A 15,630-nucleotide genomic window follows, 5' to 3' on the forward strand; every position below is an offset into this window, starting at 1 on the left:
GCACCCGATGCGGTTTTAGCTGTTTATGGGGCAGGGGCCGGCGCCCGGGATTTGCCGGCACCCTCGCCAAGCTCAGGGCTCAATGCCCTCAAAGGAGACAGGCATGAACCAAGAGGTCATGAATCTTTTCAATCCGCAGGTGCCTGCACAGACCTTCGACTCCATCCGGATTTCGATTGCGTCGCCGGAGAAGATTCTTTCCTGGTCTTACGGTGAGATCAAGAAACCGGAGACGATCAACTACCGTACTTTCAAGCCGGAACGCGACGGTCTGTTCTGCGCGCGCATCTTCGGTCCGATCAAGGACTACGAGTGCCTGTGCGGCAAGTACAAGCGCATGAAGTACAAGGGCATCATCTGCGAAAAGTGCGGTGTCGAAGTCACGCTGTCGCGCGTTCGCCGTGAGCGCATGGGCCATATCGAGCTCGCCGCGCCCGTTGCCCACATCTGGTTCCTGAAGTCGCTGCCGAGCCGCATCGCGACGCTGCTCGACATGACTCTCAAGGATATCGAGCGCGTTCTCTATTTCGAGAACTACATCGTCACGGAGCCTGGCTTGACGTCGCTCAAGGAGAACCAGCTCCTGAGCGAAGAAGAGTACATGATTGCGGTCGACGAGTTCGGTGAAGACCAATTCACCGCGATGATCGGCGCCGAGGCGATCTACGAAATGCTCGCTTCGATGAATCTCGAGAAGATCGCCGGCGATCTGCGCGCGGAAATGGCCGAGACGAGCTCGGATCTGAAGCAGAAGAAGCTGATGAAGCGGCTGAAGATCGTCGAGAACTTCATGGAGTCCGGCAACCGCCCGGAATGGATGATCATGAAGGTCATTCCGGTGATCCCGCCGGACCTGCGCCCGCTCGTTCCGCTCGATGGCGGCCGCTTCGCGACGTCGGATCTCAACGATCTCTACCGCCGCGTGATCAACCGTAACAACCGCTTGAAGCGGCTGATCGAGCTGCGCGCGCCGGGCATCATCATCCGCAACGAAAAGCGCATGCTGCAGGAATCCGTGGATGCGCTGTTCGATAACGGCCGCCGCGGCCGCGTCATCACCGGCGCCAACAAGCGTCCGCTGAAGTCGCTCTCCGACATGCTGAAGGGCAAGCAGGGCCGCTTCCGCCAGAACCTGCTCGGCAAGCGCGTCGACTATTCCGGCCGTTCGGTCATCGTGACCGGTCCGGAACTGAAGCTCCACCAGTGCGGCCTGCCTAAGAAGATGGCGCTCGAGCTCTTCAAGCCGTTCATCTACGCCCGCCTCGACGCCAAGGGCTACTCCTCGACCGTCAAGCAGGCGAAGAAGCTCGTCGAGAAGGAAAAGCCGGAAGTCTGGGATATCCTCGACGAGGTCATCCGCGAACATCCGGTGCTCCTCAACCGCGCGCCGACGCTGCATCGCCTGGGCATCCAGGCCTTCGAACCGATTCTGGTCGAAGGCAAGGCGATCCAGTTGCACCCGCTCGTCTGCACGGCCTTCAACGCCGACTTCGACGGCGACCAGATGGCCGTTCACGTGCCGCTGTCGCTCGAAGCCCAGCTTGAAGCGCGCGTGCTGATGATGTCGACGAACAACATCCTGCATCCGGCGAACGGCGCACCGATCATCGTGCCGTCGCAGGACATGGTTCTCGGCCTCTATTACCTCTCGATCATGAACCAGAACGAGCCGGGCGAAGGCATGGCCTTCTCCGACATGGGCGAACTGCACCATGCGCTGGAGACGAAGGCCGTCACCCTGCACGCCAAGATCCGCGGCCGTTACAAGACCGTCGATGCCGAGGGCAACCCGGTTTCGAAGATCTACGAAACGACGCCCGGTCGCATGATCATCGGCGAACTGCTGCCGAGGAACCCGAACGTTCCGTTCGACATCTGCAACCAGGAGATGACCAAGAAGAACATCTCTAAGATGATCGACACGGTCTATCGCCATTGCGGTCAGAAGGACACGGTCATCTTCTGCGACCGGATCATGCAGCTCGGCTTCTCGCATGCCTGCCGCGCCGGCATTTCGTTCGGCAAGGACGACATGGTGATTCCGGACACGAAGGCGAAGATCGTCGGCGATACGGAAGCGCTCGTGAAGGAATACGAGCAGCAGTACAATGACGGTCTCATCACCCAGGGCGAGAAGTACAACAAGGTTGTCGATGCCTGGGGCAAGGCAACCGAAAAGGTCGCCGAAGAGATGATGGCGCGCATCAAGGCGGTCGAGTTCGACGACAACGGTCGCCAGAAGCCGATGAACTCGATCTACATGATGTCGCACTCCGGTGCACGTGGTTCGCCGAACCAGATGCGTCAGCTCGGTGGCATGCGTGGCCTGATGGCCAAGCCGTCGGGTGAAATCATCGAGACGCCGATCATCTCGAACTTCAAGGAAGGCCTGACCGTGAACGAGTACTTCAACTCGACCCACGGTGCCCGTAAGGGTCTCGCCGACACCGCTTTGAAGACGGCGAACTCGGGTTACCTGACGCGTCGTCTCGTCGACGTCGCGCAGGACTGCATCGTCACGCATACCGATTGCGGTACCGACAAGGGCCTCACCATGACGGCGATCGTCGATGCCGGTCAGGTCGTTGCCTCGCTCGGCCAGCGTATTCTCGGCCGTACGGCGCTCGACAACATCGACAACCCGGTCACCGGCGAGCGCATCGTCGATGCCGGCAAGATGATCCTCGAAGCCGATGTCGCACTCATCGAAAAGGCCGGCATCCAGTCCGTCCGCATCCGTTCGGCGCTGACCTGTGAAATCCAGACGGGCGTCTGCGGCGTCTGCTACGGCCGCGACCTGGCGCGCGGTACGCCGGTCAACATGGGTGAGGCCGTCGGCGTCATCGCGGCGCAGTCGATCGGCGAGCCGGGCACCCAGCTCACCATGCGTACCTTCCACCTCGGCGGTACCGCGACCGTGGTCGACCAGTCGTTCCTGGAAGCCTCCTATGAGGGCACGGTTCAGATCAAGAACCGCAACATGCTGCGCAACTCCGATGGCACGCTCGTTGCCATGGGGCGCAACATGGCGATCCAGATCCTGGACGAGCGCGGCGTGGAGCGTTCCTCGCAGCGTGTGGCCTATGGTTCCAAGATCTTCGTCGACGATGGCGACAAGGTGAAGCGTGGCCAGCGCTTCGCGGAATGGGACCCCTACACCCGTCCGATGATGACGGAAGTGGAAGGTACTGTTCACTTCGAAGACGTGATCGACGGCATCTCGGTTATCGAGTCGACCGACGAATCGACCGGCATCACCAAGCGTCAGGTTATCGACTGGCGCTCGACGCCGCGCGGTACGGACTTGAAGCCCGCGATCGTCATCAAGGACAAGAACGGCAGCATCGCCAAGCTCGCCCGCGGCGGCGAAGCCCGCTTCATGCTCTCGGTCGACGCGATTCTGTCCGTCGAACCGGGTCAGAAGGTTAGCCAGGGTGACGTTCTTGCCCGTTCGCCGCTCGAAAGCGCCAAGACCAAGGACATCACCGGCGGTCTGCCGCGCGTTGCCGAGCTGTTCGAAGCTCGTCGTCCGAAGGATCACGCAATCATCGCAGAGATCGATGGTACGGTTCGCTTCGGTCGCGATTACAAGAACAAGCGTCGCGTCATGATCGAGCCGGCGGAAGACGGTGTCGAGCCGGTCGAGTACCTGATTCCGAAGGGCAAGCCCTTCCATCTTCAGGACGGCGACTACATCGAAAAGGGCGACTACATCCTCGACGGCAACCCGGCGCCGCACGACATCCTGGCGATCAAGGGCGTGGAAGCGCTGGCTTCCTACCTCGTCAACGAGATCCAGGAAGTCTACCGTCTGCAGGGCGTCGTCATCAACGACAAGCACATCGAGGTCATCGTCCGGCAGATGCTGCAGAAGGTCGAAATCACCGACGCCGGTGACTCGACTTACATCGTCGGCGACAATGTCGACCGCATCGAGCTCGAGGATGTCAACGATGCGCTGATCGCCGAAGGCAAGAAGCCTGCCTATGGCGAGCCGGTTCTGCTCGGCATCACCAAGGCCTCGCTGCAAACGCCGTCCTTCATCTCGGCCGCGTCGTTCCAGGAGACCACGAAGGTCCTGACCGAGGCTGCCGTCGCCGGCAAGACGGATAGCCTGCAAGGACTGAAGGAAAACGTTATCGTCGGCCGCCTCATCCCGGCCGGTACTGGTGGCACGATGACGCAGATCCGCCGTATCGCCACGGCGCGCGACGAACTGATCCTCGAAGAGCGCCGCAAGGGTACCGGAGCGGAAGCAGCTACGCCGATGCTCGCCGACATGGCGGACGATCACGCCGCTGCGGAATAAGGAAAAGGAGAGGGTGCCGGCACGTGGCACCCTCTCGATCAAATGCAGAAGCCGCCCGGATATCTCCGGGCGGCTTCTTTCTTTTTGCCTTGGACTTTTCAGTTTGGCGGGGCGACTCGGTCAGCTGAAACGGATGATCGCAACTTCTCCTTCGAGAGCGCCCTGATAGGCGGAAGCGTGCGGCTCCTCCTCCGGGATGCCGGTCAAGGTTCCGATCTGGTCGAGATCGGCTTCGAGAAAGCCCTCCTCGGCAAGTGCGTTCAGCGCCTCCCGCACGGCGGTATCGTCGTCCGGCGCCCGGAGCATTACGTGAATGTCGACGCCCTCTTTGTCGCCGTCAGCTTCATAGGCCTTGCCGATGATGATGAAGACCAGCGGTTCGTCTGGTGCGTTGTCGTTATCCGGTGTGACGGGCATGGAACATCCTCTTCAGGCAATGATAACGGAGGATCGCGATGATTTTTAGGTCGAAGGACCGAAATCGCTGACGCGATCGTTTCTCATGAATTGAGACGCGGGATGCGGGGAAACCGGACACACTTTGCCTCATCCTGCTCTACTGCATATTTTGCGAAAGCGGAACCCGCTTGAGGAAAGCTGCGGCGAGCGAGGCGAGAGAAGGGGGAAGCTTCGCATGAGCCCGAGTCGCGACCGTGGAAAAACGGCAGAAAGAGGTTGCTGATTCCTTAAACGGCGACGACGATGGCGCAAAGAAAGGGCCGCTGGTTGCGTTCGGAGCGCCGGTGGCGCCGCAAAGCCTTGTTTTCCGGGCATATCAGAGCTGCAAAGCCGAGAATATTTCCTAATTGCCCTTGACGGATCGCCCCGAAATCAGTACACCCCGCCGCATCAGAGCCCATGTGAGGCTGGCTGGTTCGGAACGGCGCGTTCTGGAGTTCGCCTCAAACAAGGTTCAAAACGCACGCTGACGACACAATGCTGCACGCAAGACGCACGAGATAGTGCGTCCTCTGCTTTTGTTGGGGCCATCTGCGAAAAGGCGGATCGGCCCTCGTTTTGCGCATTTCACAGGCGTTCGATACCGCCGGCGACGGCAAACGATCCGCCCGCAAGGGTAACGAGATAAGTTTTTGTAAGGGATGGTTAGATGCCTACCGTAAACCAGCTGATCCGCAAGCCGCGTCAGGCACAGGTAAAGCGCAACAAGGTTCCTGCCCTGCAGGAAAACCCGCAGAAGCGCGGCGTTTGCACCCGCGTCTACACGACGACCCCGAAGAAGCCGAACTCGGCTCTCCGCAAGGTCGCCAAGATCCGCCTGACGAACGGCTTCGAAGTGATCGGCTACATTCCGGGTGAAGGTCACAACCTGCAGGAGCACTCCGTGGTCATGATCCGCGGTGGCCGCGTGAAGGACCTTCCGGGTGTTCGTTACCACATCATCCGCGGCGTTCTCGATACGCAGGGTGTGAAGAACCGCAAGCAGCGTCGTTCGAAGTACGGCGCGAAGCGTCCGAAATAACATCGCAACCGGCGCCATTTCGCTGGTCAGAAGATTTAAAGTTGAGAGACGAAAAGTATGTCCCGACGCCATAGAGCAGAAAAGCGTGAGATCAACCCGGATCCGAAGTTCGGTGATCTGGTCGTCACGAAGTTTATGAACGCAATCATGCTGGACGGTAAGAAGTCCGTCGCAGAAAGCATCGTCTATGGTGCCTTCGAAGCGGTCCAGTCGAAGCTGAAGCAGGAACCGATTGCCGTGTTCCATTCCGCCCTCGACAACATTGCTCCGCATGTCGAAGTGCGTTCGCGCCGCGTCGGTGGTGCCACCTATCAGGTTCCGGTCGATGTTCGTCCGGAGCGTCGCCAGGCCCTCGCCATCCGTTGGCTGATTGCGGCCGCACGCAAGCGCAACGAAACGACCATGGTTGATCGCCTCTGCGGCGAACTCATGGACGCAGCAAACAACCGTGGCAGCGCCGTGAAGAAGCGCGAAGACACGCACAAGATGGCCGATGCCAACCGTGCGTTCTCGCACTACCGCTGGTAACGGCAACACGTCTCGAAAGGCAGTCACCCATGGCTCGCGAATATAAAATCGAAGATTACCGAAATTTCGGTATCATGGCGCATATCGACGCCGGCAAGACGACGACGACCGAGCGCATTCTCTACTACACCGGCAAGTCCCATAAGATCGGCGAAGTTCACGACGGCGCCGCAACGATGGACTGGATGGAGCAGGAGCAGGAACGCGGCATCACGATCACGTCTGCAGCCACCACGACCTTCTGGAAGGGCCGTGACGGCAAGATGCGCCGCTTCAACATCATCGACACTCCCGGCCACGTGGACTTCACGATCGAAGTCGAGCGTTCGCTGCGTGTGCTCGACGGTGCCATCGCGCTTCTCGATGCCAATGCCGGCGTTGAGCCGCAGACGGAGACCGTCTGGCGTCAGGCCGAGAAGTATCATGTTCCGCGCATGATCTTCTGCAACAAGATGGACAAGACCGGCGCTGACTTCTACCGCTCCGTTGAGATGATCAAGAGCCGCCTTGGCGCAATCCCGGTTGTCATGCAACTGCCGATCGGCGCTGAAAGCGAGTTCAAGGGCGTCGTCGACCTGATCGAGATGAACGCCCTCGTCTGGCGCGACGAGTCGCTCGGTGCCCAGTGGGATGTCGTCGAGATCCCGGCCGACCTGAAGGAAAAGGCTGAAGAATACCGCGAGAAGCTGATCGAGACGGTTGTCGAGATCGACGAAGCGGCAATGGAAGCCTATCTCGAAGGCACCTATCCGGACAACGACAAGATCCGTGAACTGGTTCGTCGCGGCACGATCGACGTCAAGTTCCACCCGATGTTCTGCGGCACCGCCTTCAAGAACAAGGGCGTTCAGCCGCTGCTCGACGCCGTTGTCGACTACCTGCCGTCGCCGGTCGATATTCCGGCGATCAAGGGCATCGACGTCAAGACCGACGGCGAAATCACCCGTAATGCTGACGACAACGAGCCGCTCTCGATGCTGGCGTTCAAGATCATGAACGACCCCTTCGTCGGTTCGCTGACCTTCGCCCGCATCTATTCCGGCAAGCTCGAAAAGGGCACGTCGGTGATGAACACGGTCAAGGAAAAGCGCGAGCGCGTCGGCCGCATGCTGCAAATGCACTCGAACTCCCGTGAAGACATCGAAGAAGCCTTTGCCGGCGACATCGTTGCTCTCGCTGGCCTCAAGGAAACCACGACGGGCGATACGCTCTGTGATCCGCTGAAGCCGGTTATCCTTGAGCGCATGGAATTCCCCGAGCCGGTCATCCAGATCGCCATCGAGCCGAAAACCAAGGGCGACCAGGAAAAGATGGGACTCGCGCTCAACCGCCTGGCGGCAGAAGACCCGTCCTTCCGCGTCAAGACCGACGAGGAATCGGGCCAGACGATCATTGCCGGCATGGGCGAGCTTCACCTCGACATCATCGTCGACCGTATGCGCCGCGAGTTCAAGGTGGAAGCATCCGTGGGTGCTCCGCAGGTCGCTTACCGCGAGACCATCACGCGTCAGCACGAAGAAGACTACACGCACAAGAAGCAGTCCGGTGGTACCGGTCAGTTCGCGCGCGTCAAGATCGTCTTCGAGCCTAACCCGGAAGGCGAGGACTTCGTATTCGAATCCAAGATCGTCGGTGGTGCGGTTCCGAAGGAATACATCCCGGGCGTTCAGAAGGGTATCGAGAGCGTTCTGTCTTCGGGTCCGCTGGCCGGCTTCCCAATGCTGGGCGTCAAGGCCACTCTCATCGACGGTGCGTTCCACGATGTCGACTCGTCGGTTCTGGCGTTCGAAATCGCTTCGCGCGCTTGCTTCCGTGAAGCGGCCAAGAAGGCCGGCGCTCAGCTCCTCGAGCCGATCATGAAGGTCGAGGTCGTGACGCCGGAAGATTATGTCGGCGACGTGATCGGCGACCTGAACTCTCGCCGTGGCCAAATCCAGGGTCAGGAATCGCGCGGCGTCGCCGTGGTGATCAACGCCCACGTGCCGCTCGCGAACATGTTCAAGTACGTGGACAACCTGCGCTCCATGTCGCAGGGCCGCGCTCAGTACACGATGCTGTTCGATCACTACGCGCCGGTTCCGTCGAACGTCGCGCAGGAAATCCAGGCGAAGTATTCCGGTCAGAAGTGACCGGAATAGCCTCGCGCTGAAACAGAATGAAAAGATTTCCCCTCTAAAGGGACAGGAAACGGAGAGCCGAAAATGGCAAAGAGCAAATTCGAGCGCAACAAGCCGCACGTCAACATTGGCACGATTGGCCACGTTGACCATGGCAAGACGTCGCTGACTGCAGCGATCACGAAGTATTTCGGCGAGTTCAAGGCGTATGACCAGATCGACGCGGCGCCGGAAGAAAAGGCGCGCGGCATCACCATCTCGACGGCGCACGTCGAATACGAGACGCCGAACCGCCACTATGCGCACGTCGACTGCCCCGGCCACGCCGACTACGTCAAGAACATGATCACCGGTGCGGCGCAGATGGACGGCGCGATCCTCGTCGTTTCGGCCGCCGACGGCCCGATGCCGCAGACGCGCGAACACATCCTGCTCGCCCGCCAGGTCGGGGTTCCGGCGATCGTCGTGTTCCTGAACAAGGTCGACCAGGTCGACGACGCCGAGCTGCTCGAGCTCGTCGAGCTGGAAGTGCGCGAACTGCTGTCGTCCTACGAATTCCCGGGCGACGACATTCCGATCATCAAGGGTTCGGCGCTGGCCGCGCTTGAAGACAGCGACAAGAAGATCGGCGAAGACGCGATCCGCGAGCTGATGGCAGCGGTTGACGCCTACATCCCGACGCCGGAGCGTCCGATCGACCAGCCGTTCCTGATGCCGATCGAAGACGTGTTCTCGATCTCGGGCCGCGGTACGGTCGTGACCGGCCGCGTCGAGCGCGGCATCATCAAGGTCGGTGAGGAAGTCGAGATCGTCGGCATCCGTCCGACGACGAAGACGACCTGCACGGGCGTTGAGATGTTCCGCAAGCTGCTCGACCAGGGCCAGGCCGGCGACAACATCGGCGCGCTCTTGCGCGGTGTCGACCGCAACGGCGTCGAGCGCGGCCAGATCCTGTGCAAGCCGGGTTCGGTGACGCCGCACACGAAGTTCAAGGCGGAAGCCTACATCCTGACGAAGGAAGAGGGTGGCCGTCATACGCCGTTCTTCACCAACTACCGTCCGCAGTTCTACTTCCGCACGACGGACGTGACCGGCATCGTGACGCTGCCGGAAGGCACGGAGATGGTGATGCCGGGCGACAACGTGACGGTCGACGTCGAGCTGATCGTGCCGATCGCGATGGAAGAGAAGCTGCGCTTCGCCATCCGCGAAGGCGGCCGCACCGTCGGCGCCGGCATCGTCGCCTCGATCATCAAGTAAGAAGAAAACGGCTTAAGCCGTTTCGGCAGGGACATGGTCGTCCATGTCCCTGCGATTTTTGAAAAGAAGCGGCTAAAGCGAAACGAATTCAGAAGTTCAAGTGTGTGCGTGAAAGCACACCGGAAACACGAGCAAGGACAAGTCGAATGAACGGCCAGAATATCCGCATCCGCCTCAAGGCGTTTGATCACCGGATCCTCGATGCCTCCACGCGCGAAATCGTGTCGACGGCCAAGCGCACCGGTGCGAGTGTGCGCGGGCCCGTGCCGCTTCCGACCCGGATTGAGAAATTCACGGTCAACCGGTCGCCGCATGTCGACAAGAAGAGCCGCGAACAGTTCGAGATGCGCACGCACAAGCGTCTTCTCGATATCGTTGATCCGACCCCGCAGACGGTGGACGCGCTGATGAAGCTCGATCTCGCCGCCGGCGTGGACGTCGAGATCAAGCTCTAAGACCCGGCGCAAGCCGAAAATAACAAGGAAGGTACGTGGAGTTTCTCCAACGGCTTCCAGGAACAGGAAACCGGAAGGTGCGGCAAAGCGCCGGACGGGAACCCTAAACAAGAGGCGTGAACCGATGCGTTCAGGTGTGATTGCACAGAAGGTGGGAATGACCCGCGTCTACAACGACGCCGGCGAGCATATCCCGGTAACAGTATTGCGGCTGGAGAACTGCCAGGTAGTGGCCCACCGCACGGAAGAGAAGAACGGCTATACCGCAGTTCAGCTGGGTGCAGGCCGTTCGAAGGTCAAGAATACGCCGAAGGCTATGCGCGGCCATTTCGCCGCTGCGAGCGTCGAGCCGAAGGCAAAGCTCGTCGAGTTCCGCGTGAGCGCCGAAAACCTGATCGAGATTGGCGCCGAGCTGACGGCTGGCCATTTCGTCGCCGGCCAGCTCGTGGACGTCACCGGCACCACAATCGGCAAGGGCTTTGCCGGCGCGATCAAGCGCCACAACTTCGGCGGTCTGCGTGCGACCCACGGCGTGTCCGTATCGCACCGTTCGCATGGTTCGACCGGTTCCAATCAGGATCCGGGCCGCGTCTGGAAGGGCAAGCGCATGGCTGGTCACATGGGCCAGACGCGCGTCACCACGCAGAACCTGGAAGTCGTATCGACCGACGAAGATCGTGGTCTGATCCTGGTCAAGGGCGCCGTTCCCGGCTCCAAGGGTTCCTGGATCGTGGTCCGCGACGCAATCAAGTCGGGCACTCCGGAAGGCGCACCGCGCCCGGCCGCCGTGCGCGCCGCAGCATCGAAGTAAGGGAGCCGAATAATGGATCTCACCGTCAAAACCCTCGAGGGCAAGGACGCGGGAAAGGTTTCCCTTTCTGACGCCATTTTCGGCCTCGAACCCCGTGAAGACATCATCGCCCGCGTCGTTCGCTGGCAGCTCGCCAAGCGTCAGCAGGGCACGCACAAGGCCAAGGGCCGTGCGGAAGTCGCCCGCACCGGCGCGAAGATGTACAAGCAGAAGGGTACGGGCCGCGCCCGTCACCATTCGGCTCGTGCTCCGCAGTTCCGCGGCGGCGGCAAGGCTCACGGCCCGGTCGTTCGCAGCCATGAGCATGATCTGCCGAAGAAGATCCGCGCGCTCGGCCTTCGCCACGCGCTGTCGGCCAAGCTGAAGGCTGAAGAGATCATCGTCGTCGACGATCTCATCGCCAAGGAAGCGAAGACGAAGGCGCTTGCCGGCGCGTTCGCCTCGCTCGGCCTCACCAACGCTCTGATCATCGGCGGCGCCGAGATCGAGAGCAACTTCAAGCTCGCAGCCCAGAACATCCCGAACGTGGACGTTCTGCCGGTTCAGGGCATCAACGTTTACGACATCCTGCGCCGCGGCAAGCTCGTGCTTTCCAAGGCCGCCGTGGAAGCTCTGGAGGAGCGGTTCAAATGACGGATCTTCGCCACTACGACGTGATCGTGTCTCCCTCGATCACCGAAAAGTCGACGCTGGTTTCCGAGCAGAACCAGGTCGTCTTCAACGTCGCCAAGGGCGCCTCGAAGCCTGAGATCAAGGCTGCAGTCGAAGCCCTGTTCGGCGTCAAGGTCACGGCCGTGAACACGCTCGTCCGCAAGGGTAAGCTGAAGCGCTTCCGCGGCTTCGCCGGAAAGCAGAAGGACGTCAAGAAGGCGATCATCACGCTCGCCGAAGGTCAGTCCATCGACGTCTCGACCGGTCTCTAACGGATAGGCCCATTAGGGTAAAAACCCAAAAGGGAACAAGAAAATGGCATTGAAAAATTTCAATCCGACGACGCCGAGCCAGCGCCAACTGGTCATCGTGGACCGGGCCGGCCTCTACAAGGGCAAGCCCGTCAAGGCGCTGACCGAGGGCCTGTCCTCTAAGGGCGGTCGCAACAACCTGGGCCGCATCACCGTCCGCTTCCAGGGCGGCGGTCACAAGCGGTCCTACCGTCTGGTCGACTTCAAGCGTCGCAAGTTTGACGTCGAGGGCACGGTCGAGCGTCTGGAATATGACCCGAACCGCACCGCCTTCATCGCGCTCGTCAACTACGCCGACGGCGAACAGGCCTATATCCTGGCGCCGCAGCGTCTTGCGGCCGGCGACAAGGTGATCGCTTCGGACAAGGCTGTCGACGTCAAGCCCGGCAACACCATGCCGCTGCAGTTCATCCCGGTCGGCTCCATCGTCCACAACGTGGAAATGAAGCCGGGCAAGGGCGGCCAGATCGCTCGCTCCGCCGGAACCTATGCGCAGCTCGTCGGCCGCGACCAGGGCATGGCGATCCTTCGCCTGAACTCGGGCGAGCAGCGCCTGGTGCACGGCTCTTGCCTTGCATCGATCGGTGCTGTATCGAACCCCGATCACGGCAACATCAATGACGGTAAGGCTGGCCGTTCGCGTTGGCGCGGCAAGCGCCCGCACGTACGCGGCGTCGTCATGAACCCGGTTGACCATCCGCACGGCGGTGGCGAAGGCCGCACGTCCGGTGGCCGCCACCCGGTAACCCCGTGGGGCAAGCCGACGAAGGGCAAGCGCACGCGCTCCAACAAGTCGACCGACAAGTTCATCATGCGCTCGCGTCATCAGCGCAAGAAGTAAGAGAGGAAGTCTCAAGTGGCTCGTTCAGTTTGGAAAGGTCCGTTTGTTGACGGCTATCTTCTCAAGAAGGCTGAGAAGGTTCGCGAAGGCGGTCGCAACGAAGTGATCAAGATGTGGAGCCGTCGCTCCACTATCCTTCCGCAGTTCGTCGGTCTGACCTTCGGCGTCTACAACGGAAACAAGCATGTTCCCGTCTCGGTGTCCGAGGAAATGGTCGGTCACAAGTTCGGTGAATTCGCACCGACCCGGACCTATTATGGTCATGGCGCGGACAAGAAAGCGAAGAGGAAGTAACAATGGGCAAGGCAAAAGCCGAACGCCGGCTGAAGGATAATGAGGCGCAGGCAATTGCGCGCACGATCCGCGTCAGCCCCCAGAAGCTCAACCTCGTTGCCGCGCTGATCCGCGGCAAGAAGGTTGACCGCGCTCTGGCCGAACTCGAGTTCTCGCGCAAGCGCATTGCAGGTACCGTCAAGAAGACGCTTGAATCTGCGATCGCGAACGCTGAGAACAACCACGATCTCGACGTTGATTCGCTCATCGTCGCGGAAGCTTATGTTGGCAAGTCGATCGTGATGAAGCGCTTCCACGCCCGTGGTCGCGGCCGTGCATCGCGCGTCGAAAAGCCGTTCTCGCACTTGACGATCGTTGTTCGTGAAGTGGAAGCCACAGGGGAGGCCGCATAATGGGCCAGAAGATTAATCCGATCGGTTTCCGTCTCGGCATCAACCGGACCTGGGATAGCCGTTGGTTCGCGGATAACGCGGAGTACGGTCAGCTTCTTCATGAAGACCTGAAGATCCGCGCGTACCTGATGGAAGAGCTGAAGGCTGCCGGTATCGCCAAGGTCGTGATTGAGCGTCCGCACAAGAAGTGCCGCGTGACGATCCACTCGGCTCGTCCGGGCCTCATCATCGGCAAGAAGGGCGCCGACATCGAAAAGCTGCGCAAGAAGCTTTCCGAGATGACCAACTCCGAGACGCACCTCAACATCGTTGAAGTGCGCAAGCCGGAAGTTGACGCAACGCTCGTTGCTCAGTCGATCGCCCAGCAGCTCGAACGCCGCGTGGCTTTCCGCCGTGCGATGAAGCGCGCTGTTCAGTCGGCCATGCGTCTCGGCGCCGAAGGCATCAAGATCACTTGCGCCGGCCGTCTCGGCGGTGCGGAAATCGCTCGTACCGAATGGTATCGCGAAGGCCGCGTGCCGCTGCATACGCTGCGCGCCGACATCGACTACGGTACGGCTGAAGCGGAAACCGCTTTCGGCATCTGCGGTGTCAAAGTCTGGATCTTCAAGGGCGAAATCCTCGAGCACGATCCGATGGCTTCCGAGCGCCGCGCGACCGAGAGTGACAACCAGGGCGGTGGCGGTCGAGACCGTCGTCGTGAGAACGCGTAACATTCGCGCGTGGCAGCCAATATCGGAGAAGTAAAAAAATGTTGCAGCCAAAGCGTACGAAGTATCGCAAGCAGTTCAAGGGCCGCATCAAGGGCGTTGCCAAGGGCGGTTCTGATCTCGCCTTCGGCGAATTCGGCCTGAAGGCTCAGGAGCCGAACCGTGTCAACGCTCGCGAGATCGAAGCGGCTCGCCGCGCGATCACCCGCCACATGAAGCGCGCCGGCCGCGTTTGGATTCGCGTGTTCCCGGACGTTCCGGTCACCGCCAAGCCGACCGAAGTCCGCATGGGTAAGGGTAAGGGTTCGGTCGAATACTGGGCATGCAAGGTCAAGCCCGGCCGTATGATGTTCGAGATCGATGGTGTCAGCGAAGAACTCGCCCGTGAGGCACTTCGTCTTGGCGCTGCCAAGCTCTCTGTCAAGACGCGCTTCGTGCAGCGTATCGCAGAGTAAGGAGTGAAGCTCATGAAAGCCGCAGATGTTCGCGCTCTGAGCGCCGACCAACTCAAGGAAGAGCTTGCCAAGCTGAAGAAGGAGCAGTTCAACCTCCGCTTCCAGAAGGCAACCGGCCAGCTCGAAAAATCTTCGCGTATCAACGAAGTCCGCAAGGACATCGCACGCGTCAAAACCATTGCCCGCCAGAAGGCGGCAGAAGCCAAGGCCTAAGGACCAGAAGAATATGCCGAAACGCATTCTGCAGGGCACCGTCGTCAGCGACAAGAACGACAAGACCGTCGTCGTACGGGTCGAGCGCCGCTTTGCGCATCCGATCCTCCAGAAGACCGTCCGTCGCTCCAAGAAGTACAAGGCTCACGACGAGAACAACCAGTACAAGGTCGGCGATGTCGTTTCCATCGAGGAATGCGCGCCGATTTCCAAGGACAAGCGCTGGACGGTGATCTCCGCCCAGGCTTGATTTGTGCAGGTTTTGTCCGTCGGACCCTTGCGTCTCGGGCAAATATCTGTATGAAGCACGCAATTAAAGCCGAGGAACGCTCGAGTCCGGGCGTTCTTTTGCTTTGAGATGAGCAAAATAAGCCGGGCAAGGGGGTTTCGACCCAACCGGCCTGGTCACAACAAGAAGGCGACCTGACATGATTCAGATGCAAACAAACCTCGACGTGGCGGATAATTCCGGCGCACGTCGTGTCATGTGCATCAAGGTGCTGGGCGGCTCCAAGCGCAAGTATGCGTCGATCGGCGACATCATTGTCGTGTCGATCAAGGAAGCCATTCCGCGCGGCCGCGTGAAGAAGGGTGATGTCATGAAGGCTGTTGTCGTTCGCACCGCGAAGGACATCCGCCGTCCGGATGGCAGCGTCATCCGTTTCGACACCAACGCAGCCGTTCTCATCGATAACAAGAAAGAGCCGATCGGCACCCGTATCTTCGGACCGGTTCCGCGCGAACTCCGCGCCAAGAACCACATGAAGATCATCTCGCTGGCTCCGGAAGTACTCTAAGGGAGC

General features: G+C 60.4%; 18 protein-coding genes. 17 read left to right on the forward strand and 1 reads right to left on the reverse strand.

The features are described from left to right. Nucleotides 1-103 precede the first annotated feature (103 nt). Nucleotides 104-4,309 carry a DNA-directed RNA polymerase subunit beta' gene (gene rpoC / locus M728_RS05670; protein WP_026622917.1) on the forward strand — a complete coding sequence of 1,402 codons (4,206 nt, stop codon included), beginning with the start codon at nucleotides 104-106 and terminating at the stop codon, nucleotides 4,307-4,309. Between the two features lie 120 nt (nucleotides 4,310-4,429). Here rpoC and M728_RS05675 read toward each other — a convergent pair whose 3' ends face one another. Then, entirely contained in the window at nucleotides 4,430-4,726 is a 297-nt protein-coding gene (locus tag M728_RS05675; protein WP_026622916.1) for a hypothetical protein, read from the reverse strand. Between the two features lie 691 nt (nucleotides 4,727-5,417). Between M728_RS05675 and rpsL the strand changes: the two genes are divergently transcribed. The 16 genes from rpsL to rplN all read left to right on the forward strand — a co-directional run bounded on the left by rpsL (nucleotide 5,418) and on the right by rplN (nucleotide 15,624). Next, nucleotides 5,418-5,789, forward strand: coding sequence for a 30S ribosomal protein S12 (rpsL, locus tag M728_RS05680; RefSeq protein WP_003507760.1), 372 nt, complete (start codon nucleotides 5,418-5,420; stop codon nucleotides 5,787-5,789). Nucleotides 5,790-5,846: 57 nt separating this feature from the next. Further along, on the forward strand, nucleotides 5,847-6,317 hold the full coding sequence (gene rpsG, locus M728_RS05685) for a 30S ribosomal protein S7 (protein WP_026612436.1): 471 nt from the start codon (nucleotides 5,847-5,849) through the stop codon (nucleotides 6,315-6,317). A 29-nt stretch (nucleotides 6,318-6,346) separates the two neighbouring features. Next, nucleotides 6,347-8,446, forward strand: a complete 2,100-nt coding sequence (gene fusA / locus M728_RS05690; RefSeq protein ID WP_026612435.1) for an elongation factor G — start codon at nucleotides 6,347-6,349, stop codon at nucleotides 8,444-8,446. A gap of 72 nt (nucleotides 8,447-8,518) precedes the next feature. Next, on the forward strand, nucleotides 8,519-9,694 hold the full coding sequence (gene tuf / locus M728_RS05695) for an elongation factor Tu (RefSeq protein WP_026612446.1): 1,176 nt from the start codon (nucleotides 8,519-8,521) through the stop codon (nucleotides 9,692-9,694). A 146-nt stretch (nucleotides 9,695-9,840) separates the two neighbouring features. Beyond that, the gene (gene rpsJ, locus M728_RS05700) at nucleotides 9,841-10,149 is read left to right on the forward strand and encodes a 30S ribosomal protein S10 (protein WP_003507767.1); all 309 of its coding nucleotides are present in this window, start codon (nucleotides 9,841-9,843) and stop codon (nucleotides 10,147-10,149) included. Nucleotides 10,150-10,273: 124 nt separating this feature from the next. Further along, on the forward strand, nucleotides 10,274-10,960 hold the full coding sequence (gene rplC, locus M728_RS05705; RefSeq protein WP_026622822.1) for a 50S ribosomal protein L3: 687 nt from the start codon (nucleotides 10,274-10,276) through the stop codon (nucleotides 10,958-10,960). 12 nt (nucleotides 10,961-10,972) lie between these two features. Next, complete coding sequence (rplD, locus tag M728_RS05710) at nucleotides 10,973-11,593, forward strand: 50S ribosomal protein L4 (RefSeq protein ID WP_026617391.1); 621 nt, start codon at nucleotides 10,973-10,975, stop codon at nucleotides 11,591-11,593. Then, nucleotides 11,590-11,883, forward strand: coding sequence for a 50S ribosomal protein L23 (locus tag M728_RS05715; RefSeq protein ID WP_012707756.1), 294 nt, complete (start codon nucleotides 11,590-11,592; stop codon nucleotides 11,881-11,883). Before rplD ends, M728_RS05715 begins: the two co-directional genes overlap by 4 nt. A gap of 43 nt (nucleotides 11,884-11,926) precedes the next feature. Next, nucleotides 11,927-12,763 carry a 50S ribosomal protein L2 gene (gene rplB, locus M728_RS05720; protein WP_026622823.1) on the forward strand — a complete coding sequence of 279 codons (837 nt, stop codon included), beginning with the start codon at nucleotides 11,927-11,929 and terminating at the stop codon, nucleotides 12,761-12,763. Nucleotides 12,764-12,778: 15 nt separating this feature from the next. Next, nucleotides 12,779-13,057 (forward strand): 30S ribosomal protein S19, encoded by a 279-nt coding sequence (gene rpsS / locus M728_RS05725; protein ID WP_002964358.1) that lies wholly within the window; start codon nucleotides 12,779-12,781, stop codon nucleotides 13,055-13,057. Between the two features lie 2 nt (nucleotides 13,058-13,059). Then, nucleotides 13,060-13,449 carry a 50S ribosomal protein L22 gene (rplV, locus tag M728_RS05730; RefSeq protein WP_034884443.1) on the forward strand — a complete coding sequence of 130 codons (390 nt, stop codon included), beginning with the start codon at nucleotides 13,060-13,062 and terminating at the stop codon, nucleotides 13,447-13,449. Further along, nucleotides 13,449-14,162, forward strand: a complete 714-nt coding sequence (rpsC, locus tag M728_RS05735) for a 30S ribosomal protein S3 (RefSeq protein ID WP_012707759.1) — start codon at nucleotides 13,449-13,451, stop codon at nucleotides 14,160-14,162. Before rplV ends, rpsC begins: the two co-directional genes overlap by 1 nt. 38 nt (nucleotides 14,163-14,200) lie before the next feature. Beyond that, the gene (rplP, locus tag M728_RS05740; RefSeq protein ID WP_011975175.1) at nucleotides 14,201-14,614 is read left to right on the forward strand and encodes a 50S ribosomal protein L16; all 414 of its coding nucleotides are present in this window, start codon (nucleotides 14,201-14,203) and stop codon (nucleotides 14,612-14,614) included. Between the two features lie 12 nt (nucleotides 14,615-14,626). Further along, entirely contained in the window at nucleotides 14,627-14,827 is a 201-nt protein-coding gene (rpmC, locus tag M728_RS05745; protein WP_026622824.1) for a 50S ribosomal protein L29, read from the forward strand. A gap of 13 nt (nucleotides 14,828-14,840) precedes the next feature. Further along, nucleotides 14,841-15,077, forward strand: a complete 237-nt coding sequence (rpsQ, locus tag M728_RS05750; RefSeq protein ID WP_026617387.1) for a 30S ribosomal protein S17 — start codon at nucleotides 14,841-14,843, stop codon at nucleotides 15,075-15,077. Nucleotides 15,078-15,255: 178 nt separating this feature from the next. Then, nucleotides 15,256-15,624: a 50S ribosomal protein L14 gene (gene rplN / locus M728_RS05755; protein ID WP_012707761.1), complete on the forward strand. Its 369-nt coding sequence runs from the start codon at nucleotides 15,256-15,258 to the stop codon at nucleotides 15,622-15,624. Nucleotides 15,625-15,630 lie beyond the last annotated feature (6 nt).

Source organism: Ensifer sp. WSM1721 (genome assembly GCF_000513895.2).
Lineage (GTDB): Bacteria > Pseudomonadota > Alphaproteobacteria > Rhizobiales > Rhizobiaceae > Sinorhizobium.

Coding starts and splice junctions, on each gene's coding strand:
- rpoC (WP_026622917.1), top strand. CDS start 104: ATGAACCAAGAGGTCATGAATCTTTTCAATCCGCAGGTGCCTGCACAG.
- M728_RS05675 (WP_026622916.1), bottom strand. CDS start 4,726: ATGCCCGTCACACCGGATAACGACAACGCACCAGACGAACCGCTGGTC.
- rpsL (WP_003507760.1), top strand. CDS start 5,418: ATGCCTACCGTAAACCAGCTGATCCGCAAGCCGCGTCAGGCACAGGTA.
- rpsG (WP_026612436.1), top strand. CDS start 5,847: ATGTCCCGACGCCATAGAGCAGAAAAGCGTGAGATCAACCCGGATCCG.
- fusA (WP_026612435.1), top strand. CDS start 6,347: ATGGCTCGCGAATATAAAATCGAAGATTACCGAAATTTCGGTATCATG.
- tuf (WP_026612446.1), top strand. CDS start 8,519: ATGGCAAAGAGCAAATTCGAGCGCAACAAGCCGCACGTCAACATTGGC.
- rpsJ (WP_003507767.1), top strand. CDS start 9,841: ATGAACGGCCAGAATATCCGCATCCGCCTCAAGGCGTTTGATCACCGG.
- rplC (WP_026622822.1), top strand. CDS start 10,274: ATGCGTTCAGGTGTGATTGCACAGAAGGTGGGAATGACCCGCGTCTAC.
- rplD (WP_026617391.1), top strand. CDS start 10,973: ATGGATCTCACCGTCAAAACCCTCGAGGGCAAGGACGCGGGAAAGGTT.
- M728_RS05715 (WP_012707756.1), top strand. CDS start 11,590: ATGACGGATCTTCGCCACTACGACGTGATCGTGTCTCCCTCGATCACC.
- rplB (WP_026622823.1), top strand. CDS start 11,927: ATGGCATTGAAAAATTTCAATCCGACGACGCCGAGCCAGCGCCAACTG.
- rplV (WP_034884443.1), top strand. CDS start 13,060: ATGGGCAAGGCAAAAGCCGAACGCCGGCTGAAGGATAATGAGGCGCAG.
- rpsC (WP_012707759.1), top strand. CDS start 13,449: ATGGGCCAGAAGATTAATCCGATCGGTTTCCGTCTCGGCATCAACCGG.
- rplP (WP_011975175.1), top strand. CDS start 14,201: ATGTTGCAGCCAAAGCGTACGAAGTATCGCAAGCAGTTCAAGGGCCGC.
- rpmC (WP_026622824.1), top strand. CDS start 14,627: ATGAAAGCCGCAGATGTTCGCGCTCTGAGCGCCGACCAACTCAAGGAA.
- rpsQ (WP_026617387.1), top strand. CDS start 14,841: ATGCCGAAACGCATTCTGCAGGGCACCGTCGTCAGCGACAAGAACGAC.
- rplN (WP_012707761.1), top strand. CDS start 15,256: ATGATTCAGATGCAAACAAACCTCGACGTGGCGGATAATTCCGGCGCA.